Annotated in this window: 13 protein-coding genes; 4 read left to right on the forward strand and 9 right to left on the reverse strand. The window is 65.8% G+C overall.

The features are described from left to right. Positions 1-125 precede the first annotated feature (125 nt). Positions 126-3,683 carry an AAA family ATPase gene (locus HYR72_25455; GenBank protein MBI1818342.1) on the reverse strand — a complete coding sequence of 1,186 codons (3,558 nt, stop codon included), beginning with the start codon at positions 3,681-3,683 and terminating at the stop codon, positions 126-128. Positions 3,684-3,830: 147 nt separating this feature from the next. Here HYR72_25455 and HYR72_25460 point away from each other — a divergent pair, with 147 nt between their 5' ends. Together HYR72_25460 and HYR72_25465 are read left to right on the forward strand one after the other, a co-directional pair. Next, positions 3,831-5,144: an alpha-glucosidase/alpha-galactosidase gene (locus HYR72_25460; GenBank protein ID MBI1818343.1), complete on the forward strand. Its 1,314-nt coding sequence runs from the start codon at positions 3,831-3,833 to the stop codon at positions 5,142-5,144. Between the two features lie 16 nt (positions 5,145-5,160). Further along, positions 5,161-6,039, forward strand: coding sequence for a VOC family protein (locus HYR72_25465; GenBank protein MBI1818344.1), 879 nt, complete (start codon positions 5,161-5,163; stop codon positions 6,037-6,039). On the opposite strand, the gene HYR72_25470 is transcribed toward HYR72_25465, so the two are convergent. Further along, the gene (locus HYR72_25470) at positions 6,017-6,796 is read right to left on the reverse strand and encodes an SDR family oxidoreductase (GenBank protein ID MBI1818345.1); all 780 of its coding nucleotides are present in this window, start codon (positions 6,794-6,796) and stop codon (positions 6,017-6,019) included. The genes HYR72_25465 and HYR72_25470 overlap by 23 nt on opposite strands. Before the next feature lie 121 nt (positions 6,797-6,917). On the opposite strand from HYR72_25470, the gene HYR72_25475 reads away from it, so the two are divergent. Both HYR72_25475 and HYR72_25480 read left to right on the forward strand, forming a co-directional pair. Further along, entirely contained in the window at positions 6,918-8,000 is a 1,083-nt protein-coding gene (locus HYR72_25475; GenBank protein MBI1818346.1) for an AI-2E family transporter, read from the forward strand. Between the two features lie 164 nt (positions 8,001-8,164). After that, positions 8,165-10,693, forward strand: a complete 2,529-nt coding sequence (locus tag HYR72_25480; protein MBI1818347.1) for a hypothetical protein — start codon at positions 8,165-8,167, stop codon at positions 10,691-10,693. Between the two features lie 21 nt (positions 10,694-10,714). Here the strand turns inward: HYR72_25480 and HYR72_25485 are convergent, their stop codons facing one another. The 7 genes from HYR72_25485 to HYR72_25515 form a co-directional block, all read right to left on the reverse strand. After that, entirely contained in the window at positions 10,715-11,644 is a 930-nt protein-coding gene (locus HYR72_25485) for a TIGR03619 family F420-dependent LLM class oxidoreductase (protein MBI1818348.1), read from the reverse strand. Between the two features lie 12 nt (positions 11,645-11,656). Continuing rightward, entirely contained in the window at positions 11,657-12,637 is a 981-nt protein-coding gene (locus tag HYR72_25490) for a nitronate monooxygenase (GenBank protein ID MBI1818349.1), read from the reverse strand. A gap of 87 nt (positions 12,638-12,724) precedes the next feature. Beyond that, entirely contained in the window at positions 12,725-12,958 is a 234-nt protein-coding gene (locus tag HYR72_25495) for a hypothetical protein (protein ID MBI1818350.1), read from the reverse strand. A 21-nt stretch (positions 12,959-12,979) separates the two neighbouring features. Next, positions 12,980-13,261, reverse strand: a complete 282-nt coding sequence (locus tag HYR72_25500) for a hypothetical protein (GenBank protein MBI1818351.1) — start codon at positions 13,259-13,261, stop codon at positions 12,980-12,982. 3 nt (positions 13,262-13,264) lie between these two features. Further along, positions 13,265-14,878 (reverse strand): TlpA family protein disulfide reductase, encoded by a 1,614-nt coding sequence (locus HYR72_25505; protein MBI1818352.1) that lies wholly within the window; start codon positions 14,876-14,878, stop codon positions 13,265-13,267. Positions 14,879-15,023: 145 nt separating this feature from the next. After that, positions 15,024-16,544 (reverse strand): hypothetical protein, encoded by a 1,521-nt coding sequence (locus tag HYR72_25510; GenBank protein MBI1818353.1) that lies wholly within the window; start codon positions 16,542-16,544, stop codon positions 15,024-15,026. 841 nt (positions 16,545-17,385) lie between these two features. Then, positions 17,386-25,656, reverse strand: coding sequence for a phosphorylase (locus HYR72_25515; protein ID MBI1818354.1), 8,271 nt, complete (start codon positions 25,654-25,656; stop codon positions 17,386-17,388). Between the last annotated feature and the right edge of the window lie 1,023 nt (positions 25,657-26,679).

The following is a 26,679-nucleotide window of genomic DNA, read 5'->3' on the forward strand; positions in this document are numbered from 1 at the left end:
GCGTGGGTGAATTACCTAGCCCCGATCGCTGTCGCGGCGCAACGTCAATCGACCGATCGAGCACCACGGCGATCATGAGTCGTGGGGCGAGTTCTCCTCGCTAACAACCTAACACTCGTAACAACCTAACAATCTATCTTCTCGGCTTGGCGCTCGACGCCACCGAAGCCGTACTCGCGCGCCGTTGCCAGCGCCTGGTCGAGCATGGTGCGGGCCCGGTCGCGGTCGCCGGGGCCATCGCGCCGCAACAGCATCTTCGCCCGCTCGACGCGGGTGACCGCGAGCCAGTAGGGCGCGCCGATGCGCTCGTGCATGGCGTGGGCTTCGGCGAAGTGCGCCTCGGCGTCGTCGTAGCGCTCGAGGGTTCTGGAAAGGAGACCGAGGTAGAGCGCCACAGAGCCGTTGACGACTCCGTGAATCCCTAACTGACTGTGCCAGGGGGCGAGGCGCTCGTACAGAACGACCGCAGCATCACGGGCCCCCAGGTGGGCGCACACTCGTGCGTAATCGATCATGGCTGCTATCCACCCCGGGCCGTAAACCAGTTCGGCGAAGCCGTTGGCGGCGTCGGAATCGAGCAGCCGACGAGCATCTTCATCGCGGTCGAGTTCACAGTAGAGTGCGGCGACCGTTGCCCGAACCCCCGACACCCCAGGATAGTCTGTGAGGGCGTGTTCGATGAGCGGCTCCAATTCGTCGAGGCGCCCCTGCATGCGACGAAGGTCCGAAACTTGAGCGCTGTAGATGAGAAGCGCGTCGGGTTGCCCGCTGGCCTGGCCGATCTCGAATCCTTCTGCAATGAGGCGCTCGGCGTCGGCGGCGCGCCCGTCCAGCAGTGCGCGAGTGGCCTGGTCCTGCTTGAGACTCCAGCGCCGAACCGGGAGACCGAGCTCGTCATTCAGTTCAGCCAAGATGGCAAGCTGCCGGTCTGATCCCGCGATGTCACCGGCCTCTCTCGACGCAGACATCAGGTGAAAATGGGCGGAATAGCGTTCCCGCAGATCGCCGAGCTGCTCGGCGAGAGCGACCCGCTCGGCCCCGGCCGCGAGCCGTTCGGCAAGTGTATCGGGGGCGTGAATAGCGTTGATGTACGCGTTCAGAACGCCTGCGAGGGTCCGGGGGTCGCCAAGCCGGCGCGCCATGGCCAGCGCCTCGTCCGCGAGAGATCTGAGCCGGTTACGGTCCGGTGCGAATTGGAGTTCTGAGACCAGCGTAGCGAGCAGATGCGCCCGCAGCGGCGTGTCCCCCGCCTCGACCGCGCCAAGTGCGGCGTTGAGTACCGCGACCCGGTCGCCATCGACGCCGCCTCCACCGCTATACCAGCCACGCGTATTCGCGACTGCGGCGCGGGCGAGTCGATCCGTGTCTCCGAGGCGTTGCGCTAGACGCGCCGCATCGAGCAGCGTCTGGCGGAAGCAGGCGTCACCGGCGTCGCGTTGCGCTTCGCCGAGACGGATCAGCAGCTCGCAGCACTGTTCATCATGGTCAGGAGGTGAGCTATCAGCGTTCTTGGGAGGGCGAGCCTCCCGGCGAGCCGGCTGCTCACCAAGCGGCTCGGCGGGAGCCTCGCCCTCCGCGAACAGTTCCAGTGCTCGTCGGTAGTAGACGACCGCCTGGTCATACGCCAGTCGCGTGCGGGCTTGGTCGCCGGCCCGGGTACTGTACTCGACGGCCTTGTCGATATCGCCGCCGACTGCGGCTTGCTGATAGTGGTGGGCGAGTGCCGTGACGTCATCGGGCCGGCGCACTTTGATGGCGTCAGCGATGCGGCGATGCAGGCGCACCCGCTTGCTCGCACTGACCTCGGCATACAGGGTCTCGTGCACCAACGCGTGCGCGAAGCGATAGGCATCGACGACGCCGGTCTCGTTGACCAGACGCGCCCGAACCGCCTCGTCGATTGCGTCCACGAGCGCTCCGTCATTGCCCTCACCCCGGCCCTCTCCCAGAGGGAGAGAGAGAAGAGACGCGAGCACACCCAGGTCGAAGTCGCGCCCGATCACCGCCGCCATGGACAATACCTGATTCGCAGCCGCGGAGAGTCGACTCAGTCGCCGGCCGATCACCTCTTTGACACCTTCGGGTATGCCGAACTGCCCGACGCTCTGATCACTCACCCAGCGGCCGTCGCGCTGAACCGGGGCACCGGATTCTGCGAGGTGGCGCAAGACCTCGCCGACGAAGAACGGGTTGCCTTCGGTTTCCCCATGAACGGCACGGACGAGCGCGTGACCGCGATTGTCCAGTTCGTGGCCGGCGGCTCCGACGATGAAAGCCTCCACACCGGCGAGATCCAGTCCGCGCAACGCAACGCGTTGCACCGTAGAGTCTTTGCGCAGATCGGCGAGCGTTTCCGAAAGCGGATGAGTGCGGTCCAGCTCGGTGTCGCGGTAGGTGGCGAGAATAAAGAAGCGCGCGGGCGAGCCGCCCGCGCTACCAGGTTGGGGGCCGGGTGTTGAGGGTTGGAAACGAAGAATGTGCCTGAGGAGCAGGAGCGTCGGCTTTGCGGCCCAGTGCAGGTCGTCGAGGATGAGGACGAGCGGACGCTCGCTCGACGCCGCGGCGAGCCAAGCCGCCACCGCATCGAACATGCGGTAGCGCTCTGTCTCCGCGTCCGATTGGAGCGGCGGCGGCAGAGCGGGGATCAGATCTGCCAGCTCAGGCAGCAAGCGCACAAGTTCGCCTGGATAGCGGCCGAGGCGTTCACGCAATCGTGTTGCCTCGGGAGGGCGAGGCTCCTGCTGAGGCGTGCCACGCGCGAGCAGCGGCTCCGCGGGAGCGTCGCCCTCACGGGAATCGGAGACAGAGTTTTCGACGAAGTACCGCAGCGCTTCGACGAATGGCTGGAAGGGCACGCCCAGCTCATCGTCGCAGCGCCCGTAGAGCACCGTTGCGCCCGCCGCGTGAGCCGTCGTGGCAGTCTCCGCCGCGAGGCGAGTCTTGCCAATTCCCGGCTCGCCGCCGATCAGCGCCACGGGCCGCGCACCGTCCTGGGCTTGCCTCCACAATTCGGCGAGCGCATCCAGTTCTGGCTGGCGGCCGGCGAAGGCGAATTGGCGGCCTGCCAATAGCACCGGCGGCATAGGAATCGCCGTCTCATCGGCCAGCGGCTCCCAGCCGACCTCACACGCGGCTACCGGAGCGTTCAGACCTTTCAAGATGAGTTCACCGACGCCCGTGAACATATGCCCCAGACCGCGCGATAAGACCCGCACGACCTCAGCAGCGAGGATCTGTCCCCCTTGGGCGGCGGCACAGAGCCGTGCGGCTTCGACTGCGGACAGGCCATAGATGTCGTTGCTCTCGCGCGTCACCTCGCCCACCGAGATGCCAATGCGCATCCGCAGAGGCGGGCAGGCAGCGACACCTGCCCCAACTGAAGCATGAGAGAGATGTGATTGAATGGGGCCGGTTGGCCTCCGTACCTGCCTAGTTTGCTTCTCGACCGCCTGCTGCATCGTCACGGCGCAGCCGACCGCATCGCCGACACTGGTGAAGCACACCATCAATCCGTCGCCGGTGGACTTCACTTCCGCCCCCCGGTGGGTCGCGACGGCGGAGCGCAGGACCTCGAAGTGGGCGCCGCGCAGCGCTTCGTACGCGTCGTGACCGAGGCGGTCAGCCAGTTCGGTCGAGCTCACGAGATCGGTGAACAACAGGGTGAGTGTCTCCGTACGCGCCACGCGCTTCCCTCTCTACCTACCCGTCCCGGTCAATCGGGACCGAGCATCGAACACTGCTGGCGACGCTGTCAAACGGAATCCCTGTAGCGGCTGTCGAACCGCGCTCGGCAGGCTTGCGCGATGCAGTCGTTGGAAATAGGAAGGAACATGCCCTCGCGCGCGCAGCCGAAGATCGCTCTGATCGGCGCCGGTAGCGTTGTATTCGCCAAGAACTTGATCGGCGATATCCTCATGTTCCCGGAGTTGGCGAATTGTCACATCGCGTTGATGGACATCGACGCGGCGCGGCTGCACACCGCTGAGCGCATGACGCAGAAGCTTGCGGCAGCGCTGAAGGTCGCGCCGACGATCACCGCGCACAGCGATCGCCGCGACGCGCTCCGTAACGCGGACTTCGTCATCAACACGATTCAAGTCGGCGGCTATCGCCCGTCGACTGTCGTCGACTTCGAAGTGCCCAAGCGGCATCATCTGCGGCAGACCATCGCCGACACGCTCGGCATCGGCGGCATCATGCGCGCGTTGCGCACCATCCCGGTGCTGATCGAGATCTGCCGCGACATGGAAGCGGTATGTCCCAACGGGTTGCTGCTGAACTACACCAATCCGATGGCGATGAACTGCTGGGCGCTGGCGCGTGCGACGCCGATCACAACCGTCGGGTTGTGCCACAGCGTGCAGGGTACGGCGATGGAGTTGGCGCGCGACATCGGCGTGCCGTACGGCGAGATCACGTATCAAGCCGCCGGCATCAACCACATGGCTTTCTATCTCCGCTTCGAGCGGCGTGGTGAGGATCTCTACCCGTTGATTCGCAAAGTCGTCCGCGACGGCCGCGTGCCCGACAACAATCGCGTGCGTTACGAGATGCTGATGCGACTCGGCTACTTCGTCACCGAATCGAGCGAGCACTTCGCCGAGTACACGCCGTACTTCATCCGCCGCGATCGGCCCGACTTGATCGAGCGCTTCAACGTACCGCTCGACGAATACATCACGCGCTGCGACTTCATGGATCAGTTGTGGGGCACCATGCGCGAGTTTTTTGAAGGCAATGAACCCATCGCCGACGTCGAGCGCAGCCACGAGTACGGCGCGCTGATCATCCACAGCATCGCGACGGGGAAGCCGCGGGTGGTCTACGGCAACGTTCCCAATCGCGGCTTGATCACCAACCTGCAGGACGGCTGTTGCGTCGAGGTGCCGTGTCTGGTGAACGGCAACGGCATCCAGCCCACGCGCATCGGCGACTTGCCGCCGCAACTCGCTGGCCTCATCATGACCAACGTGAACGTGCAGTCGCTCGCGGTCGAAGCCGCGCTCACCGGCAAACGCGAACACGTCTACCACGCCGCCATGCTCGACCCGCACACCGCGGCAGAGCTGACGCTCGACGAGATCTGGCAGCTCGTCGACGATCTGATCGCCGCGCACGGCGACAAGATCCCACAGCTGAAATGATCCCGCGGCTTCGCTGATGTTCCAGTCCCTCGACCACATCGTGCTGGCGGTCGCGGATCTCGAGACCGCGACGGCCGAGTATCGCACGGTGTTCGGCCGCGCTCCCTCGTGGCGCGGCAATCATCCCGACTACGGCACGCGCAACACGCTCTTCCGACTCGACAACACCTACGTCGAGTTGCTCGCCGCCGACCGCGGCGCGCACACGCCGTTCAGCGACATGGTGCGCGACGCGCTGGGAGACCGCAACGAGCGCCCGCTCGGGTTGGCCCTCGGCGTCGACGACATCAACGCCGCCGTCAACATCCTGCGCGGCCGCGGCTTGCGCGTCGCCAATCCGTCCGACGGAATGGGCGTCGATGAACGCAGCGGCCGGCGCCGAACGTGGCGCAATGCGCTGATGGATCCGACCACCGCGGGCGGCATGCGGTTGCTACTGATTCAACATACCTCGCCTCCAAAATTGTTGCCGCGGGCGTTGCCAATCGCCGACGACGCGTCGGTCTGCCTCGGCGTCGATCACGTGGTGATCTTCAGCAGCGATCTCAACGCCACCCTGCGGCTGTGGAGCGATACGTTCCGCATCCCCGAACAGTGGCGGCGCGACTTTCCGGAGCGCGGCACGCGCAACGTCGGCTTGCTGCTCGGCGACATTACGATCGAGATCATCATGCGCACCGACCAAGTCCCCGGCACCATCGCCGACCGACTGTGGGGCGTGGCCTATCAGGTATTCGATGTCGACCGCGCAGTGGCACGACTGCGGGCCGCGAACCTCGAGGTTGACGACCCGCGCCCGGGTCTCGCTGAAGGCACGCGCGTGGCGACGCTCCGCCGCAAGGGCACGGCGACGTTGCTGCTGGCGCGCGACGCTACTCGCCCATCAAGCGGCTGATATTCACATCACCCGCGTCGGCGGTAAGGCCACCGTCGACGACCACCGCCGCGCCAGTGATAAACGACGCGTCGTCCGACGCCAGGAATGCGACCACGGCAGCCACCTCGTCCGGGCGGCCGAGGCGGCCCATCGGCACGCGCTGCGAATACTCGGCGCGCGCGGCCGGAATGGCGAGCACGGGTTCGATCAACGGCGTCTCGATCGGACCGGGACAGACACAGTTGACGCGAATCTTCTCGCGCGCGTGATCGATCGCCACCGTCCGAGTGAGATTGACGACGCCAGCCTTGGCCGCGTTGTACGCCACCAACCCCGGGTCGCCGAACAAGCCCGAGATCGAGGCCGTGTTGACGATCGCACCACCGCCGCTGCGCCGCAGGTGTGGAATAGCGAACTTGCAGCCATAGAAGACGGCGTAGAGATCCACTTCGAGCACCCGCTTCCACATGTCGATGTCGAGGTCGGGTGCTTTGCCGTAGGCGCCGATGCCGGCGTTGTTGAACAGCACGTCCAGTGCCCCGCAGCGGTCAACCGCCGTCTGCAACAGCGCTTCAACTTGCGCCGGATCGGCGACGTCGGTCCGCACGAACGCGGCGGCTTGCAGCTCCTTCGCGATGGCCTCGCCCGCCTCGGCATCGAGATCGCTGAGAACCAGCCGCGCATCTTCGCGCGCGAAGCGGCGCGCGGCGGCGGCGCCGATGCCCGACGCTGCGCCCGTGATCACGACGACCTTGCCTGCGAATCTTCCCGCCATAACGACCTCCGTCTGCTCGCGCCGCTTCCTACTGCTGAGCAGACGAGGGGTCAATCCGGTCTTGGCGGCTGTCGGCAAGGTGTTTGCCCCACCTCTCTCCCCTTGTTAGCGTGCGTCACCAATGACTCGGCAGCAGCTCTTTGCAGCGTTCTTCTTTGCTGCCCTGCTCTATTTGTTGTTTCAGTTTTACGCGATCTTCTCGGTGTTTCTCGGACCGCTGAGTTGGGCGGCGCTGCTCGCGCTGACGTTCTATCCCGTCAAGCAATGGCTCGTGCGCCTTTCGCGTGGGCGCAATACCACCGTGGCGTTCGGGCTGACCACCGCGGTGATTCTCGTCGTGATGATGCCGACGGTGCTGATCACTATCCTGCTAGCGACCGAGTCGGTAGCGGTCTACCAGTACCTGCAGCAAGTCTTCAACGAGGGACAGGCCCCCACGATCGCGGCCAAGGCAGTGGATTGGATGCACACTTCGTGGCTCGGGCGGTTGTGGGAGCACGTGGCACCGCACGTAGCCGCGTGGAACATCAACGTGAGCGCGACGGCGCTGAAGCTCGGCGACGCCATCAGCTCCTTCCTCGTGGCTCAAGCGACAGGGATCGCCAAGAACGCGGTCCGCTTCGTCGTCAACTTCTTTCTGACGACCATCGCGCTGTTCTTCTTTTTTCGTGACGGCGACCGCTTGACCGCCTCGCTGCGGACGCTGCTTCCGATGACGGCGGCGGACAAGGAAATCATTTTCAGTCGGCTCTACGACACCCTGTCGGCCGTCGTGCAGGGCACGCTGGTGACCGCGGCGGTGCAGGGCGTGCTGGCCGGCCTTGGGTTTTCGATGTTGAACGTTCCCTTCGCGGTGATCCTTGGGTGCGCCACCGCCTTTCTTTCGTTGCTACCGGGGGGCGCGGTGGTCATCTGGGCGGGGGCGGCGATCTATCTCGCGGTTGCGGACACCATGCTGCGTGCGCTGCTCATGCTGATGTGGGGGGCGCTCGTCGTCAGCGGCGTCGACAACTTCGTCCGCCCGCTCATGATCGGCGGCCGCACGGAAATCCCAACCGTGTTCCTCTTCTTTGGTATACTCGGCGGCCTGCAGGCCTACGGGCTCTTGGGCATCTTCCTCGCACCCACCATCATCGCCATCCTGGTCGCCTTCATTCGCATCTATCAGGAGCGTTATGCCAGCGATGCACCGCCGGCGGACTGACACGCGGAAAATAGGCGGTTGACAGATCGAAAGATGTACGTGGATACTGGTGCGTGAGTGAATCTGCAGTGTTGCAACCCGCCGTGAGTTCATCGACAGCGTCGCATCGGCGATCGTGTCGTTCCTGGGTTTTGGGAGGGGTCGCTATCGCCCTGCTGGCCCCAATGTCGGCGGCGGCAGGGCCGCGAGCCAGTTCGGTCGGCGAAATTTGCCCCGGGGCCGCGCCCGATCCGTGCAACGTCAGCAGCGCGATCACTGTGATGAACGGCAGCGCGTTGGATCTCGACGGGCGGGCGCTGCACCTTTCATCGGTGGCGGCACTCAACGCCGAGAACGGCGGCAGCTTCTCGATCACCAACGCTGGCAGCGTCGTCCTCGAAAAGGGGGCGGCCATCACCGCGGTCGGCCGCGGGATAGCCGGCGGTACGCTGGTCATCGACAGCGCGGGGATGTGCGACATCGGCGGGAAGATTCTCGCCAGCTCGGTACGCATTGCCGGCATGGGTAGCACGGGCGGGGCGGTGTCGCTCACCTGCAACGGCATCCACCTCGGTGACGGCAGCGCCATCGAAGCCGTCGGGGTCAACGGACCGGGCGGTACGATTGCGCTCGCCGCCGGTCTCGCTCCGCTCACGTCGCTCAAGGGCGCGAAGCTGCGCGCCAACGGCGTGGGAGCAAGCGGCGGCACCTTGACCATCAGCAGCGCCGCCGACTGTTCCCTAGCCACCGTGATTGAGTTGAACGCCGCGAAAGGCAGCAGCCTCGGTGGCAAGGGCGGCAGCGCGGCGATCACGTGCACCGGTCTGACGCTCGCCAACGGCGCCAGCTTCGATGCCAACGCGGCGGGCGACAACGGCGACGCCTCGACGATTGGCGGCGGCTTGAGTCTCGACGCTCAAGCTGGTGCGCTCACGATCACCAAAGGCGTCCGCTTACGCGTCAACGGCACTGCGGCCAACGGTGGAACGATTCAGATCAGCAGTCTCGATTCGTGCACGCTGTCCGGGCGCGCCATGCTCAACTCGGTTTCGGTGGGGCCGATCGGCGCGTCCGGTGGAACCCTCAGTGCGACCTGCGGTAGCGTGGTCATCGATCACGGCGGCGCTGAGGCCATCGGCACGCTGCCCACCGGGACCGGCGGCGCCATCACCGTCGCCGCGACCGCCGGAACGGTGCGCCTGGATAACAGTACCACGCTAAAGGCGACCGGCGTCGGCGTGCCCGGAGGCACGATCACGGTCAGCGCCCCGCTCGGCTGCAGCCTCGGCGCCCAGCTACAGGTGGACGGCAAGGAGACCTTCGTCGCCGGCACTCGTATCGGCGACAGTGGCGGCACCGTCATGTTTGATTGCGGTGGCCCGCTCGAACTCCTCTCGGGCGCTGGCATCAGCGCCGGCGGCAGCACCGGCGCACATGGCGGGCACGTGGCTCTCACCACCGGCGACGCACTCGACATCGGCAATGGAGCCGCCATCCTCGCCAACGTGAAAGATGGCATTGGTGGGCTGATCGCCGTCACGGCTACCGGCGCGTGTCAGATCGCCGGATCGCTCCAAGCACGCGCCAGTGGCGTCACGGGCAACGGTGGCGGCGGCTCGCTGGTGCTCAGTTGTGGCGGCGATGTGACGGTGACCGGTGACGGCGCGCTCGATGTCGGCGGACCGACCAACGGAGTATCCGGCGTGTTGACGCTGCAGACCACGTTGGGCGCAGTGCAGATCGCGCAGGGCGCCGTGCTGCGCAACAACGGCGCGGCGCAGGTCGGCATCAACGCCATCGAAATCGGCGCCGTCGGGATATGCACGATCGGCGGCAAGCTGCAGTCCGACTGCGCGCGCGGCCCCGGCATTCCGATTCAGATCACCTGCACCGGTGTCACTCTCAACAGCGGCAGCCTGGTGCAAGCGAACAGCGCCGGGGCTGACGCCGGTCAGGTGGTTGTCGACACCTCGGGCTCCACCACCGGGCAACCGCCGGCGGGCTGCGTGTTGAACGGCAAGATCAAGGTGAACGGCGCATCCACCGTCGATCGCACGGCGAACCCGCCGACCGTCATACCGGGCAACGGTGGCATCGTGCGGCTGTTGTGCGGGACGGATCTCAACGTCGCTAATGACGCCTCCATCGACGCGCTTGGCGCCGGCCCGCAGAGCGCGGGTGGCCTGATCGACATCCATGCGGCAGGCGGACCGGCAATCATCAACGGCAAGTTGAAGGCGAAGGCGAGCGGCATCTCGGGACTCATCAGCATCGTCGGCGTCAACGTCACCACGACGGGGACGAGCAGCCTCGATGTCACCGGGTTCTCCGGCGGCAGCATTGTGTTGCGCTCGGCGCAAGACACTACCGTCAAAGGCGACGTGTCGATCGGAAAGACCGTGAGCGCCCGCGGCTCCGGCAGCGGCAGCAACATGGGCGGCGTGATTCAAGCCGAAGGATGCAACGTCACCGTCGAGGACGCCGGCGTGTTGCGCACCGATGGCAAACAGGCCGGCGCCAATCAGTTGGTCGCCCACGAACAGCTCACCATCAAGGGCCGCGTGTCCGCCGTCTCGGCGATCACGACCAACCCGCAAGGCAGCAACCTATTCCAATATCGCGACACGCTGATGATCGAGGATTTGACCAGCGTGACCCCTGCGGCGCAGTCGATCTACGATCCGACGCTGATTTCGTGTTCGCCAGGGTCGTAGCCGCTTGCGGCGGGCGTGATACTACTCGCGCACCGAGCGCAGCGCGTCGCCCAACATCGTAATTTCTTCCCTCAACTGCGCGCCATCAAAGACGAGCGGCGTCAGAATCAAGTGACGCACGCCGGCAGCCCGGTAGCGCTCGACGCCAGCGATGATGTCCGCCGTCGATCCCAACAGGCAGTAGCGCTCGGCGGCGCTGTGCATGGCGCGCCCATACATCGCCCCGAGCACATTGCCGGCGTCACGGAGAGCTTGCTCGCGAGTTGGACGCGGCGCCGTGAACACCATCATCGCACCCACCACCTGTCGCTGCCGCGCGGCCGCCATCGCTTCGACCTGCGCGAACCGTTCGCGAAACTGATCCGGGGAAAGCAGATAGCCGACCCAACCATCGCCGAGGCGTGCGGCGCGCCGCAGCGCCGCCTCCGACCGCCCACCGATCCAGATCGGCGGACCGCCCAACTGCATCGGCGGTGGATTCAATTTCACCGGCGCAAAGCGTACGAAGCGACCCTCGAATCCCACCGTGTTGCCGCCCCACAACGCGCGCAGCACCCGGATGGCTTCGTTGGTCCGCGCGCCGCGCTCGCTCAGCGGGACGCCGCAGGCTTCAAACTCGGCGGGAAACTCACCACCGACACCGATGCCGAATATCAAGCGGCCGTTCGCCAGCACATCGAGCGACGCGACACTCTTCGCCACCGTGGTCGGGTGCCGCAGCGGGAGCAGATACACGCAGGTACCAAGCGCCACGCGCTCCGTGTGCGCAGCACAGCACGCCAGCGTCGTCAGCGGATCGAGGATGGGCGCGGGAAACGCGATGTGATCGCCGGCCCACAGACTGTCGAAGCCGTGCGCTTCCGCGTGCGCCGCGAGTTGGCCGATCTCGCCGGCAGTTCGAATCCCGCCGAGCATGAGCCCGATTCGCAGGCGCGGCTCGCGTTCCGCCATCGGCCCACTGACTCAGCGCGCCTCGACGGCACGGTCGGCGGCAAACATCCGGCCCCGGAGCACGCCCTCGGCCTCGCGAATGATGTCGGCCATCACCTCGGCGGCGGGCTTGATCTCGTGAATCAGACCCATGCCTTGCCCGGCCGGCATGAAGCAGCGCTCGGGGTTGGCGTCGCCCTGATTACCCATGTAGTCCATCACGCCCTCGCGCACCGAAGTCATCACCTGCATCGGGAACGGCTGGATCTCGTTCGCGCGGCGTTCCCACGATTCATTGTATGAGTTGCGAATCGTGCGCGCCGGTTTGCCGGTGTAGCAGCGTGTGCGCACGGTATCGGCCTCGCCGCTCTGCACGATGGCTTCGCGATACTTGGGCGCCGCCTGCGCTTCCGGCGTGGCGATGAAGCGCGTCCCGACGACGACACCTTGAGCGCCCAGTGCGAGTGCCGCCACCAACTGCCGGCCATCGACAATCCCGCCGGCCGCCAGCACCGGAATTTTGACCGCATCGACGACCTGCGGCACCAGGGCCAGCGCACCGATCTCACCGGTATGGCCGCCCGCTTCCGTCCCTTGCGCCGCCACCACGTCCGCACCAGCTTGCGCCGACTTGATGGCATGACGTACCTTGCCAATCATCACCACCACGATCATGCCGCGCTCGTGCATTTCGATGATGAACTCCTGCGGCACCGCCAGGCCGGCGACGAAGATCTTGATGTTCTCCTCGAAGACGACCTGCATCTGCGGCCGAATCATATCGGGAATGGGCGCCAGCAGATCAACCGCGAACGGCTTGTCGGTCAGCTCGCGGGTCAACCGGATCTCGCGACGCAGACCATTGGCATCCAGGGTCGCCGCGCCAATGACGCCGAGGCCGCCCGCGTTCGACACCGCCGCCACCAGCTTGTGCATTGAGACGCCGCCCATACCCGCGAGAACGATTGGGTGCCGAATGCCGAACAGGTCGCAAATCGGGGTGCGCAACATGATTCACTCCAGAGCGCCGGGGCATATGCCGGACGGCGCGCAAACGATTACGAAACAGACGTGTTGATACTACGGGCGGCCGTCGTTGTGTCAACGCGGGGTAGCGGACTGTTCGAGCGCCGCCAGAATCGAGTCGACCGCCGCATCGGCGCGTGCGCGCATCTCGTCGTCGCTGGCGTCTTGGATCGGATGCGCCACGAAGACTCGCGCCACCTCGCGCATGCCCAGCGCGCGCGCTTGCACGTCGGCGGCCTGGGTGAATTCCTCCGAAGCAACGAAGACGGCCGGGATGCCGTGCCGTTCAAAGAAGATCGAGTCGTGCACACTGCACGTGGTGCACGACCCTCAATCGGCGAGCGCCTCGATCACCGCGCCAGCGCGCTCCGCGATCTGCTGCAACAACGGCTCGGGCGCCGGTTTGGTGAAGGTCGGTTTGCGGAAACGCACGATCTGCACGCCCGGCCGCCGCTGCGGCAACAGCTCGGCCAGGCGATCGAGAAACACGTCGCCGCGCGGCTTGATGATGTCGAGCAGCGCGACCACTCCAGTCAACCGCGCCGGGCGCGGCACAGGCTGGCGCTCCACCGGTTGGCGCTCATCCGTCGGATCGAGCACGATCAGTCCCATCGCTCACTCCTCTATTTTCTTGGTGACCATCTGCGATCCCATCGACCCGCCGACCCAGCCACCAATCACCGCCGAGAACTTTCCTGCCGTGCCGCCAGCGACGACGATCTGAATCGATTCTTCACTGGCGAACTTCGGTACCAGCTGCGCCAGCGTCTCCTCTGACGGCGCATCGCCGACGACGCGCTGGGGCAAGCCTTCCGCGCTGCCGTCGATATCGGCGAGCAAGTCGCGCAGCGGCTTGGCGCTGACTTCCTGAATGCAGCGCCGGATGTCGGCCTTCGTCCAACCGTCGCGTGTGATCGTCTGAACATGCTCCGGGCACAGGACGAGCACGACCTCGGCATAGCGGTACCACTTGTGATGCGCCACGGTCTCCATGCACTTGCCGAACGTAGTCACCACGCCTCGCGCCGTCCGGCTGAGCTGATCGACTAGGGCGCGCGGCGCCTCGGCGGCGAACAGCGTCACAGTGGAGTCCTCGCGGCCGAAGCCACGCTCGACGTGTAACGGCTCCCAGGGATTGGCTTCTTCGTTTTCCGCGATGCAGTAGGTGTACTTGCCCGGTTGCCCGAGTGTGGCGCGATCGACTTCACCTGGGCGGCCGCCGCCGACGTTGCGCACCACCAGGTTGAGCGCGCGACCGATGGTGGCGTTGGCGCGGTTGCCTTGGCCCAACACGTTGAGCCCCGCGTTCATGCCGATGCGTTGGCGAATCGGGCCGTTGACGATCAGCAACGGCGCCGCGAAGTACGTCGTCGCCAGCACCCCGTGCATGTTGAAGGCGTCGCTGCACGCCGCCTCAACCGCGGCCAGCACTACCGGCAGATACTCCGGCTTGCACCCCGCCATCACCGCGTTGATGGCGATCTTCTCGACTGTCGTCGGCGCGCAGTTGGGCGGCACCACGGCGACCACTTCGTCCGGCGCGCGGCGCGTACCGCTCAGCATGCGTAGAACGCGCGCCTCGGTCGGCGGAACGACAGGCAAGCCGTCGGTCAGTCCGCGCTCGAAGAAGAACTCGGCGGGATCTTCCAGCTCACCGATCTCGACACGCCGCGATTGTAAGCGCGCCCGCCCGCGGCGCACCGCCAGCTCCTGCTGAAACGCCGCGTCGGTGGTGCGCGAGGCACAACCGGCGCGCCAGTCGGGAATCGCTTCGCCGTCGCCAAACAACCGCAGCGCCGCCGTCCCGCTCGCGGCAGCGGCATTCCGTGCAATCCGCTCCCAATCGCGACGGACAAATCCCACACTGCTATCGAGCACAGCACCGTGCCGGTCGACGAGAAACAGCGCCGGCACTGATTCGATGTCGCACGCCAGCGACACTTCGAGATCGCTGTCGCGCACGATCGCAAATCGCAGTGCGTGCCGATCCGCAAAGGCGCGCGTGGCCGGGGCGTCGCTCTGCGAGACACCGATCACTCGCGTACCCGGCACCGCGTCACTCAGTCGCTGCAGAAACGGAAACGCAAAGTCACACGTCGGGCAATCGTCTTTGAAAAACACGACAAGCGCCGGCGCATCGGCGGGCACGGCATGCGCATGACCGGCTTGATCACGCAACGCGAACGGGGCGATGTGCGGCGCTGCGGGCGCGTTGGCGGCGGATGGCATGGGCGGTAGTGTAGTGCGCCGGCGCGCGCCGAGGCAAGGCGGCTGCCTTCAACTCTCCGACGGCTAGCGCTCTGCGGCCCGCGCCAATGAACACGGGGCTGGCGTTCTCGCCAGCCCCGTGTTGGCTGCTGCCCTTCTGCAGAGCTTACTTGCTGAAGTTTGCTTGCACCGAGAGGTTCGCGTTGACGCTGACGGTACAAGGGTTGACGGTGCCGGAACACGCGCCTCCCCAGTTGACAAACTGCTTGCCCGCCGGCGGCGTCGCTGTCAGCGTCACTGCCGTACCTGAGACGAACTTCGCGGAGCAGGCGTTCCCGCAGCTGAGGGTTCGGTCAGAGCCAGCCGGTGTACCGGTGACTGTTCCTGGATTGCTGCGACCGACCGACAACGTGAACTGCGTTGTGCCGCCACCCGCGGCGCCGCCACCGCCACCACCGCCGGCCGGGGTGGAGAATGTAGCGCCGACGTTGACACCCCCGTTGACGGTCACTGTACAACTACCCGCGGTTCCGATGCAGGCACCGGTCCAACCGAGGAAGGAGCTACCACTGCCGGGCTTGGCGTTGAGTGTGACACGCGTTCCGGCGTTGTACGACTGATTGCACTTGCTGCCGCAACTGATGAGCTTGTCGCCTGACTCGACGTTGCCATTGCCGGTCTTGGTGACGAGCACGGCGTCGGGTTGGACGTTGGCTCCGCTCATCTGCACGCTGAGCAGGCCACCAATCTCGTCCGCAGCCGGCGCGTTGCACGTGCCGTCGGCACAGAGTGCCTCGTGGGTGATCGGATCGTACCGACCAGTGAAGTTGTACATCTCGATGCGGCGGACGACGGCGCGCGTCGTCGGGTCGATGTTGCCCTGGTTGCGCTTGCGCTTGCGTTTGCCGTTCCCGCCGGCCGCCGGTTCATCCTGAACGATCGAATAATTCGATTCGAGCTGAGCTGGGTCCATCGGCACAACGGCTGGATTGTCCGCCAGTAGTTCTTCGATCTGGATCGGATGCTGGAGTTCGACCTTGAAGACGCGCATCCATTGCGCGTCGCCGAAGAGCTGCGGCGATTCGGCCGGCTCTGGCGCTGGAACTTCGATCACCAGGACCGGTGGATTGTTCACCACCACCGGTGGCTGGACGTAGTAGATCGGCATCGGCACTGCCGTCGGCGGGTTGTTGGGGATGAGCGTTCCTGGGTTTGCCGGATCTTCGCACAACCAGTTCGCCAGCGCGCGGGTCGGATTTCCAGTGATCGACGTCCCGAAGTGCTCGCACCCAGAATCCTGGTAGGTTGCCGGGTTCCATTGATAGCACTGGCCCGGGAACCACGGGACCGTATGCGGAAGCGTTCGCTGCACGAACTGCTGCGCGTTGGCGTCGTATGGGCTGTCCCATCGGACGATTGCCCCCGTCGCCGAGGGTAGCACGTTGGGGGCACCGTACCGTTCCGTAGAGAACGAGTACGGCACCTGACTCGGGGCCATGCCATCGAGCTCGATTTGAAAACCGTGACAGATCTGCCCGGTGTCGTTCGCGATGTCGAAGTTGCCGAGCGATCCGTAGATGATCGCCGACTGGGCTGCGGCGACAATCGGCGCCGCCAACACGCCGAAGGCAAGGGCAGCGAGTGTGCCGCGTTTGTGCGCCGATCGGCGCGATCTTGCTGACTTCATATCCATTGTCCTCCTCTGCGAGCGAATTTTTTTTGAACTTCCAACCGCCTACCGGTTCGAGTGTTCAAACGGAGGACATCTCAAGAGCCATGCCATGAGAAGTTTGGCGCAGAGGTTGGCCGTAGACACTGATCACGATCCTCGACGGACTTTTCTGGGGGACCTCACCCAGGCCAGATGCGGGATATCGCCACGGAATAGCGTGCGCTCGCTGCCCTCCTCCCTCACGCATGGCCTCCTCATGCATTGTACCGCCGACAGCCGTGCGCTACTGTGCCACCGAGTCCGTTCGACAGCCCCGCAGCGCGATCGATTCCGAAGGCCTTGGGCCTCCACGTGTGCTCGGCGCCGACTCCGAGAGGAGATAGCGTGCCACGGCAACACGTGGGCGCGTGAAAGAAAAATGTGGAAACGTCTACGTGAGGCGATTGAGTGGGTTGGCAAAGGGGCGCGACAACGGACAAGCCGGGTGCACGCACTGCTGAGTGTCACCACCGCGAAGCGGGAACGGGATCAGGAAAACAGCCGCCGCAGCGCGGCGCGTGCGCGCTTCTGGGCTGGCGTAGACGAAGGACGCCGGGAAGCGGAAGCACATAAGGAAGTCGGTGCATGATGGGACAATTCAGCACGACCAACCGATGCGACAACATGAACCATCGACGGTCGAACGCGCCCGTGGGTCACTGCCCACAGTGTGGGGCTGTCGTCAACGCGCGCGTTCGGCCCCAGCCGTGCAGCGAGACCCAGCACGCCGCGGCGCGGCGGGACCGCAGCGCATTCTGCGTCGATTGCGGTGCGCAGTTAATCGTGAGTCGTTGAGATCCCGTGGAAAAGCGTATGCTCACCCCAGAGTGACCTGCACCCGATGGGTCGCGCCGTCGTCGACCATCGGAATCGGTCCTTGAGCCTCGGCCAGCTCCGCACCGTCTAGTTCCACACGGGTGACGCCGCGAGTGACGCCGCGCGGGTTCTCCACTGCAATGTTGTAGCGTGCGGAGTGGTAGCGGAACTCGATCTCGAAGCCGCGCCACGCTTTGGGGATGCACGGGTCGATGAGCAGCGTCGCGCCGCGTACACGGAACCCGAGGATCGATTCGAGGCCGGCGCGATACATCCACGCGGCCGAGCCGGTGTACCAGGTCCAGCCGCCGCGCCCGACGTGCGGCGCCGTGGCGTAGATGTCAGCGGCGACAACGTAGGGCTCCACTTTGTAGCGATGCACGCCGGAGCGCGTGCTCGCATGGTTGATCGGATTCAACATCGCAAATAGTTCACCGGCCTTGTCTCCGTCGCCGAGCAGCGCGAAGGCGATCACCGACCAGATGGCGGCATGGGTGTATTGGCCGCCATTCTCGCGGATGCCGGGTGGGTACCCTTTGATGTACCCAGGGTCGAGGGCAGTGTGATCGAACGGCGGAGTGAAGAGTGTCATCACTCCGTCACTGCGGCGCACCAGGTGTTCTTCCACTGCCGCCATGGCACGGGCAGCCCGCGCCGGATCCGCGGCGCCGGAGATCACGGCCCACGACTGCGCGATCGAATCGATGCGGCACTCGTCGTTCGACGCTGAACCGAGCGGTGTTCCGTCATCGAAGTAGCCGCGGCGGTACCAGTCGCCGTCCCACGCTTCTCGCTCCAGCGATTCCCGCAGGGCGGCGGCGCAGCATCTCCAGGTCGTGGCCCGCGCTTGCTCAACACGACCGTCCGCCAGGGGAGCGAACGCACAGAGCGTGGCGTGGAGAAACCAACCGAGCCAGACACTCTCGCCCTTCCCGCCCGCGCCGACCCGGTTCATGCCATCGTTCCAGTCGCCCGTGCCCATCAGCGGCAAGCCGTGCACACCGAACGATAGACTTCGGTCGAGCGCGCGCGCGCAGTGCTCGAACAGCGTAGCGCGCTCCTCAGCAACCATCGGCTGAAAGTACGCGTCGGGCTCGCCGTCGCGAAGACCCGGCCCGTCGAGAAACGGCACCGGCTCATCAAGCACCGCCAGATCGCCCGTGACCTCGACGTAGTCGGCGACGGCATGCGGTAACCAGACCCCGTCGTCGGACATCCGCGTCCGAACTCCCTGGCCCGACGATGGCAGCCACCAATGCTGCATGTCCCCTTCGACGAACTGCCGCGCCGCGGCGCGCAGCAGATGCGCGCGCGTCTGCTGGGGCTGCGACAGTGACAGCGCCATCACATCTTGGAGCTGATCGCGGAATCCGTACGCACCGCTCGCCTGGTAGAACGCCGAACGCGCCCACACCCGGCACGCGAGCGCCTGGTAGAGCAACCAGCGGTTCAGCAGGATGTCCATGGAGCGGTCGGGCGTGCGCACCTGCACCGCGCCGAGGACGTCATCCCACTGCCGGATCACCGCCTCGAAGACCGCATCGAGATCGGCGGTGCGGTAGCGCGTGATCAACGCGAGCGCGTCCGCCTTTGTCGCCGCCTCGCCGAGAAAGAATACGATCTCGGCCGAATCGTTCGGCTTGATCTCCAGCTTGGTTTGCAGAGCGCCGCAGGGGTCGAGACCAGCGCCGACTCGATTGGAGAGCGATCCTCCGTCGGTGAGCGCCGACGGCTGATCGAGTGTGCCGTTGCGGCCGAGGAACTCTGTCCGGTCACCCGTCCATGTGAGTTGCCGTCCCCGCAGGTCGGCGAATGCGACGCGACCACCGAACTCGTTACTCCAAGCGTTGCGTGCGAGCATGGCTCCGGTCTCCGAATCGATCTCAGTCACGACGCATGGCGCCGAGGCACCACGGGATGTCCCGAGCACCCACTCGACATACGCAGTGACTGATAGACGCCGCGACCGGCCCGAGCCATTCCGGACGCTCAGCCGTGAGATCTTGACGGGATCGTCGAGCGGGACGTACTGCAGCAACTCGAGTGAGACGCCGTCCGAAGTGTGTTCGAAGCGGCTGTAGCCCTGGCCGTGTCGGCAGACGTACGGCGAGACCTCCTCGCGAATGGGCAGCGCGGTCGGAGACCAGAGGGCGCCACTATCGTCGTCGCGGAGGTAGATCGCCTCGCCCGGCTGATCGCCGATGGGGTCGTTCGACCACGGCGTGAGCTGATGCTCGCGACTGTTGATCGACCACGTGTAGCCGCCACCGTCGACTGACGTCTGGAAGCCGAACGATGGGTTGGCGATCACGTTGATCCAGGGCGCAGGCGTCCACTGTCCCTCGCCGAGGATCGTCACATATTCCCGCGCGCTGTCGGCGAAGCCGCCGAGGCCATTGAAAAACTCGATATCCAGTTGTGGCGCGGTGGTCTCAAGCCGTTCGCTCGCCGCTCTTGCGCGTGGCTCCCCCCAGCCAAAGAGGGGAGATATCCGCCGCTGCGGTCGCGGTACCGCAAGCTCGGTCTCGTACAGGCGCTTGACCTGTTCGGTGAGGCTGCCGCGGCGGCTGAGGAGGACGGCTCGAGCCACGCTCTGCAGCAGGCTCCGCACCTCGACCGAAATCAGATCGGTTCGCAAGACGAACACCTTCCCGCGAACGTCCTCTGCCTCGGGGTGCCCGCGAGACTGGCTCGCACGCAGTATCGCCTCCAGCGCTCCCTGGAGATCCGCGGTATATGACGAAGGACGCTCGTTGAGGATCACCACGTCGACTTCCAGTCGCTTCATCCGCCAGTACTCATGGGCGCGGAGAAGCTGCCGGACGATTTCGAGATCTTCGACCTCATCGATGCGCACCAGGACGACTGGCAAGTCGCCCGAAATGCCATGCGGCCAGAGCGCGGACTGCGCCCGCTCGTTGCGCTTCAAGACTTCGGACGATGGCCGCAGCGTCGGGTCGGAATAGAGCACGTGGTTGGCGAGACGCTGGAAGAGGTGGGCCTCGTCGGGACCGATGCCGAGATGATGGAGCTGCACTTGCGCCTGGGTCCAGGCCAGCGTGACGGCGCGCTCAAAGGCAGCGGAGTCGTGGTGCTTGTCAGCCAAGTCGAGCGCCTCGCTGCGCGACGGCGCGATCAGCGTCCAGAACGCGACGCGCACAGTAGCCCCCGGCGGCAGCCGCACGCAGCACCGCAGACTGAAGATCGGATCGAGCACGGTGCCCACCGTGTTGGACAACGGCCGGCCGTCGACCACGGAGATCGGCGTGCGGATGGCGCGGCCGCGACCCAGAAAGCGCGCCCGGTCGGTTTCGAACTGCCGCGCGCCTACGCTCTCGCCTTCCACGACAGCGAGGTGCGCGGCCCACACCTGCTGGTCGCCGGGCGACCGCGGCCGCCGCGTGGCCAAGAGAGTTCCGCCGTCGGCGCCGACATCGGCGACGAACTCCGTTTGCACGAACAGCTTGGAGAAGGCCGGGTGCGCCGCGTCGGCGGCGGGAGACGCCAACACGACCTCGGCGTACGAGGTCAGCTCGATCTCCCGCACGCGGCTGCCGAGATTCGACAGCGACACCCGACGCACCTCCGCGTCGGCCTCCGGTGAGACCGCCACCTCCAGCGTCGTGGTGATCGTGCCATCGCGGCGGCTGATTTCCGCGCGATCCTCGCAGAACGACACCTCGTAACTATCCGGCTCAACGCCGCTCGGTTGATATCCAGCCGACCACACGTCGCCGCTCAGACTGTCGCGCAGGAAGACGTAGGCGCCCCAGGAGTCGCAGGTGACGTCCTCGCACCAGCGCGTGACCGCGAGATCGCGCCAGCGACTGTATCCCGAGCCCGCGCTGGTGAGCATCACGGCATAGCGGCCGTTCGAGAGCAGGTGCGTGCGCGGCACGCGATCGTGTGGCGAGTGGAAGCGGCGCACCATCGGCGGAATCAGCTCACGCACACTCGGCGCGGCCATCACCTCCTCGGCGCGCGGGCGCGCCACGGCGACATCGCGTGGCGTGCGCTCCTGTAGCAAGAGTTCGGTGGCTTGGACGATCGCGTCGGCGTGGAAACGGGCGCGCATCGCGCCGCCGTGGAGTGCGTTGGCGATCGCGAGCAGAGTCATCGCTTGGTGGTGCGCCATGTAGGTGCGAACGATTGCCACCGACTCGCCTTCGGGCAATCGCGTCGGGGTATAGTCGAGCGCCTCGTACCAACCGTACCGCCCGCGACCGCCGACTGCGGCCAGCCGCGAGAAATTCTGCGCCGCGGCGTCCGCGTCCACCATCGCCGCCAGCGCCGTCGCGTACGGGGCGACGACGACATCCTCGCTGAGGCCGCGCTTGAGGCCCAAACCGGGCACGCCGAAATTCGAGTACTGATACGTGAACTCGAGATCGCGCGCATTGTACGCCGATTCCGAAACCCCCCAGGGGACGCCGCGCTCGGCGCCGTAGTGCATCTGCCGGCGCACGACCAAGCCGTTCGTTTGCTCGAGTAAGCTGCCTACGGGCGCGCGCATCACCAGCGACGGCATCAGGTACTCAAACATCGACCCCGACCACGAGATCAACGCCGAGCCGCGGTCGACCGGCGTCAAGGCGCGCCCGAGCCGGAACCAATGCCGCACCGGCACGTCGCCCTTGGCGATCGCGACGAAGCTGGCCAGACGCGCCTCGGACGCTAGCAAGTCGTAGCAATTGGAATCGAGGCGGCCTTCGGCGACCTGGTATCCGATCGACAGGAGCTGCCGTGACGGATCGAAGAGAAAGCCGAACTCCATAGCCTCGAACATCTTGCGGGCAAGCGCGGCCAGCGCCGTAAGTCGCCGCTCCAACGCGCGCGCCGTGCGACCGGAATGCTCGACAGCCGCGATGAGCGCTTCCAGCGCCTGGCCTTGCGCCGCTGCGTCGCCATTTGTGTCTCCACGCGCGGCGAGGTCTGCGCGCCGACCGAAGAGGATCACGAGTACCGCATCGCAGCGGTCCGGCAGATCAGCCAAGGTGGGGATAGTGTCGAAGAGCGGGCGGAGCGCCGCATCCAAGTTGCGAGACGGCCCTTCGAGACGCCGCCAAAATGACGGCGGCTCCTCAGGGCAAACGGTTGTGTTGTCGGTTTGAAAGGACCGTTCCGCTCGCCCTGAGGAGGCCCCATTTTTTTGGGGCCGTCTCGCAGGGCTGTCTGGGACAGGATCGACGCCCTCCGGCGCAAGCAGACGCGCCCAGGGCATCAACTCCCGCAGATCGCGGTCGTGGCTCTGGATGGAGGCACGCACTGCTTCCGCCCAGGCCAGCACGTCGGCGCTGCTGCCGTCGCCACGTTCCTCGCTCAGCGCTCGCGCGATGTCAGTGACGGTGTCGGCGTGAAGAACGATCTCACCGAGCAGCCCTGCGACATCCGCCGGGGTCTCCGCCCGCGACTCATCGAGCGAAACCGCGAGAGCGTTGAGCGCGTCGTCCAGTTGCTTCCGCGTCACCGTTTGTGTTCGGCGGTCGTCCGCGAGCGCGCCCAAGGCCTCACGAGTGAGCCCGAGCGCGTCGGCGATCCCCGCGAACCATTGTGGACCCACCACAGCCCGGCCGACCAGTTCCCGACAGGCGTTTGAGAGAGCGATCAGGTGTCCCGCGAGATTTCCGCTGTCCACGGAAGAGACGTACTTCGGCTCGAGCGAACGAAGGTCACGCGTGTCGTACCAGTTGTAGAAGTGGCCGCGAAAGCGCTCGAGCTCATTCATCGTTCCGAGCGTCGCCTCCAATTTTTCCGTGGCATCGAGCGTACCGAACCAGCCGAAGTCGCGCGCGGCAACCACCGACAGGAGGTACAATCCGAGGTTCGTCGGGGAGGTCCGATGGGCAACCACCGGCTTCGGATCTTCCTGAAAGTTGTCGGGAGGCAGCATGTGATCATCCGCCGCGACGAAGATCTCGAAGAACCGCCATGTACGACGGGCGATCAGCCGCAGTACCTGCGCGTTCGCGGCCGACACGGGCTCGGAGCCCGCCACGCTTGGTGGACGGCTCGCCCACTGCGCCACGACCGGTGACAACGTCCACAGAATCAAGAATGGACCCGCGATCAACGCCGCACCGTGCCCGGCGTACGCGACGGCGGCGGCCCCCGCTGCAGCCAACACGACGCCGCCAGCCATCCGACGGTAGAAACCGGGGACATTGAGGGGAAGGCTGAACTTCGCCTGCGCGGCGGTCACCCACTCGAGCATGCGTCGGTGCGAAACGAACAGACGGAAGAGCGTGCGCACGATGGCGTCGGTCATCAACCACGCCTGATGCGCGAGCAGCGTGAGCGAGAACCCAATCTGTGACAAACCGAGCGCGAGATCCGAAGCTACTGCGAGCAAGTGGCTACGCTTCGAAATCCCGAACCGTCGCGGCAGGATGCCGGCACCAAACGGTAGCAGCGCGGGCAGCGCGATCATCGCGAGGACGACCCCGGTCCAGACCGCGGCAGCAATAGGCGGCAACATCCACCCTGCCGCGAGCGCGAGAAAAGTAACCGGCGCCGACACCGTGCGACGGAGGTTGTCGATCATCTTCCAACGCCCGATCAAGGGAATTGCCCCGCAGACCGGGTCGCTGGTTGCGCCCCGTCCACGGCCGAGAATCCAGGGAAGCAACTGCCAATCACCGCGCGCCCACCGATGCTGCCGCGCCGCGGCGACGTCGTAGCGCGACGGGAACTCCTCGACGACCTCGATGTCGGAAGCCAGTCCAGCGCGCGCGAAAATGCCCTCGAACAGATCGTGACTCAGAAGCGTGCGCTCAGGCACCCGCCCTTTGAGGGCGGCTTCGAAGATGTCGACATCATAGATTCCCTTTCCGGTGAACGACCCTTCGCCGAAGAGGTCCTGGTACACGTCGGAGACCGCAAACGCGTAGGGGTCGATGCCCCCGGGACCTGAGAACACACGCTGGAAGACCGACCCCTCACGACCAATTGGCAACGACGGCGTGACGCGCGGCTGCAGCACCGCGTAGCCGTCGACGACGCGACGGCTATGGGGATCGAGCTGCGGGCGATTGAGTGGGTGCGCCATCTTCCCAACGAGTTGGCGGGCCGCTCCCCGCGGGAGTCGCGTATCGCCGTCAAGGGTGATCACGTAGCGTACGCTGGCCGGGACCGCGGGTGCGCGGTCGCCGATGGCAAGGAAGGTCGTGTCGGTAGCGCCGCGCAGCAATCGATTCAGCTCGTGCAGCTTGCCGCGCTTGCGTTCCCACCCGATCCACTTTCCTTCTCCCGCATTCCAGCGCCGCCCACGATGGAGCAAGAGGAATCGCGCGCCATCCGGTGCGGGTCCGTAGCGTTGATTCAAGCGGGCGATGCCCTCCGTGGCAGCACCCAACAGCGCGTCGTCGTCCGGCACACTCTCGCTGGCGGCGTCCGTCCAGTCAGAGAGCAGCGCAAAGTAGAGGTCGCCGGCCTCCGCACTCGCCAGATACCGAACCTCGAGGCGCTCGATCTGCTCTTCGATCTCCGTCGGCGTGGTCAAGAGCGTGGGCACGACGACCATCGTGCGCAGGTTCGACGGCACGCCGTCGCGTAGCTCCAACGCCGGCAGTGCCGTGGGGCCGAACTGATTCGTGACGTGGCGATTCACCAGCGCCATCGCCACATCCGACGCCGGGACGAGGGCGAGCAGCGCGAGCAGGCCGAGCGCCGATCCGCCCACCCCGCATTCCGCGACACCGAGCAGAGACAGAGCGAGGATGATGGCGCTGAGGATCGCGACCGTTCCTAGATATCCGAAGATCCCCGCGGCCGCGTAGACGCGAGTGAGCCAGTGGCGCATCGGCACGCGAAATCCGAGCTCCGTCTCCAAGGCCCGCCGTCCCTTGGCGATGAGGTAGTAGCCGGGATCTTGCTCACGGCGACGGTCGGGCAATTCGCAAGCAGGGCCTCGAGACGGCTCCTGGAAAGATGGGGCCTCCTCAGCCCGAGCGGTATTGTTCCTTGGTTCGACCGACTTCTTCCGTTCACCCTGAAGAGTCGCTTCTGTTGGCGGCGTCTCGAAGGGCGCGCCGTCCGCGCACTGGGCCGCGCGCAACGCGCGCCCGGCGACTTCGAGCTCCGAGTGTCCCGAGCCGCGCGCCAGCACTTCGATCGCGTGGCGGTAGCGATCCCGCGTCGGAAAATCCATGGCGGCAAAGTCGCTGCCAGCGCGAAGCTCCGCATCGACGAGGCTGACGTTCTCGAAGAACTCCGCCCAATCAACGGCGGACATCAAGCGCATGCTGGTGATGACATTACGCACCGTGATGTTCATCGCACCCTGCCGCTGGTGTTCCTCGCGAACGATCTCATCGGCGGTTGTGCCCTGCGCGATGAGGCGGTCGTCCAGCCAGCGCAGAGCGGGTGTCACTGCCGGATCCTGATCGCGCAGCCGCTGGACGAGCTGGACCGCGAAGGCCGGGCGCGTCCGGTCGAAGCCTCGCAGGGCCGTTGCCGCCGGCTCGGGGGCGCGGTTGCCAACTCCGAGGAGGCGGTCAGCCAAGGCGTCGGCCTCTTGGCGCGCGGCGCGACTGCTCACGATGCGCTCGGCCGCGCGGCGCAGATTCTCGACGAGTACGATGCGCAGCGTGATCGCCACTGCCCAGAGCTCACCGATCGTGAGCGGCTGCACCCGCTGATAGGCGCGCACGAACCGGCTCAGCGTCTGCGGATCGAACAAGCTGTCGGTGTGGGCGACGAAGGCCCAGGCGATCCCAAACACGCGCGGATAGCCCGCGAGAGATCCTTCCGCCAGCTTGGGCAACTGGCGATAGAACCCGCTGGGAAGATCGTCGCGGATCTCGCGAATCTGTTCCTCGACCACGTGAAAGTTGTCGACCAGCCATTCGGCTGCGGGGGTGATGGCGCGTTCCTCACGGATGGCTTCGCCGATGGTGCGATACGCTGCGAGCAGCACTCGGCCATTGTCCCGCAGTCGGCTTGCCAGCGGTCGACCGACCCCAGGCCGCGGCGTTACACGTTGAGCCGCAGCGAGACTCTCGGCGTGTTGCTCCAGGCGCTCGATGCTGAACAATTCGCTGCGGATCGGCTCTTCGGGCTCTCGTGGGGGAGCCATCGACAGTCCCTTGAGACTGCGAACAATTGACCGCTGCAATCGTGCGCTGCCTCGCACTAGCCTGAAGAAGAAAAAACGAGCTCCAGCGAAATGTAACGGTAAGATCATCGACAAGGCGCCCTGACGGGAACGAAGAGCCCACCGCCCTCGAACGAGATGTGTGCAACACCTTTCGTTGGAGCTCTCCTGTCTGGGCGGGCTTGCGCCCGCGCGGTGTGGGGA

It is taken from the genome of Deltaproteobacteria bacterium, assembly GCA_016178705.1.
Taxonomy (GTDB): Bacteria; Desulfobacterota; Binatia; order HRBIN30; family JACQVA1; genus JACOST01.

What these genes read in the sequence shown, in the direction of transcription:
- HYR72_25460 (MBI1818343.1), top strand. Translation starts at nt 3,831, where the DNA reads ATGCCCTCGCGCGCGCAGCCGAAGATCGCTCTGATCGGCGCCGGTAGC.
- HYR72_25465 (MBI1818344.1), top strand. Translation starts at nt 5,161, where the DNA reads ATGTTCCAGTCCCTCGACCACATCGTGCTGGCGGTCGCGGATCTCGAG.
- HYR72_25470 (MBI1818345.1), bottom strand. Translation starts at nt 6,796, where the DNA reads ATGGCGGGAAGATTCGCAGGCAAGGTCGTCGTGATCACGGGCGCAGCG.
- HYR72_25475 (MBI1818346.1), top strand. Translation starts at nt 6,918, where the DNA reads ATGACTCGGCAGCAGCTCTTTGCAGCGTTCTTCTTTGCTGCCCTGCTC.
- HYR72_25480 (MBI1818347.1), top strand. Translation starts at nt 8,165, where the DNA reads ATGTCGGCGGCGGCAGGGCCGCGAGCCAGTTCGGTCGGCGAAATTTGC.
- HYR72_25485 (MBI1818348.1), bottom strand. Translation starts at nt 11,644, where the DNA reads ATGGCGGAACGCGAGCCGCGCCTGCGAATCGGGCTCATGCTCGGCGGG.
- HYR72_25500 (MBI1818351.1), bottom strand. Translation starts at nt 13,261, where the DNA reads ATGGGACTGATCGTGCTCGATCCGACGGATGAGCGCCAACCGGTGGAG.
- HYR72_25505 (MBI1818352.1), bottom strand. Translation starts at nt 14,878, where the DNA reads ATGCCATCCGCCGCCAACGCGCCCGCAGCGCCGCACATCGCCCCGTTC.
- HYR72_25510 (MBI1818353.1), bottom strand. Translation starts at nt 16,544, where the DNA reads ATGAAGTCAGCAAGATCGCGCCGATCGGCGCACAAACGCGGCACACTC.
- HYR72_25515 (MBI1818354.1), bottom strand. Translation starts at nt 25,656, where the DNA reads ATGAACATCACGGTGCGTAATGTCATCACCAGCATGCGCTTGATGTCC.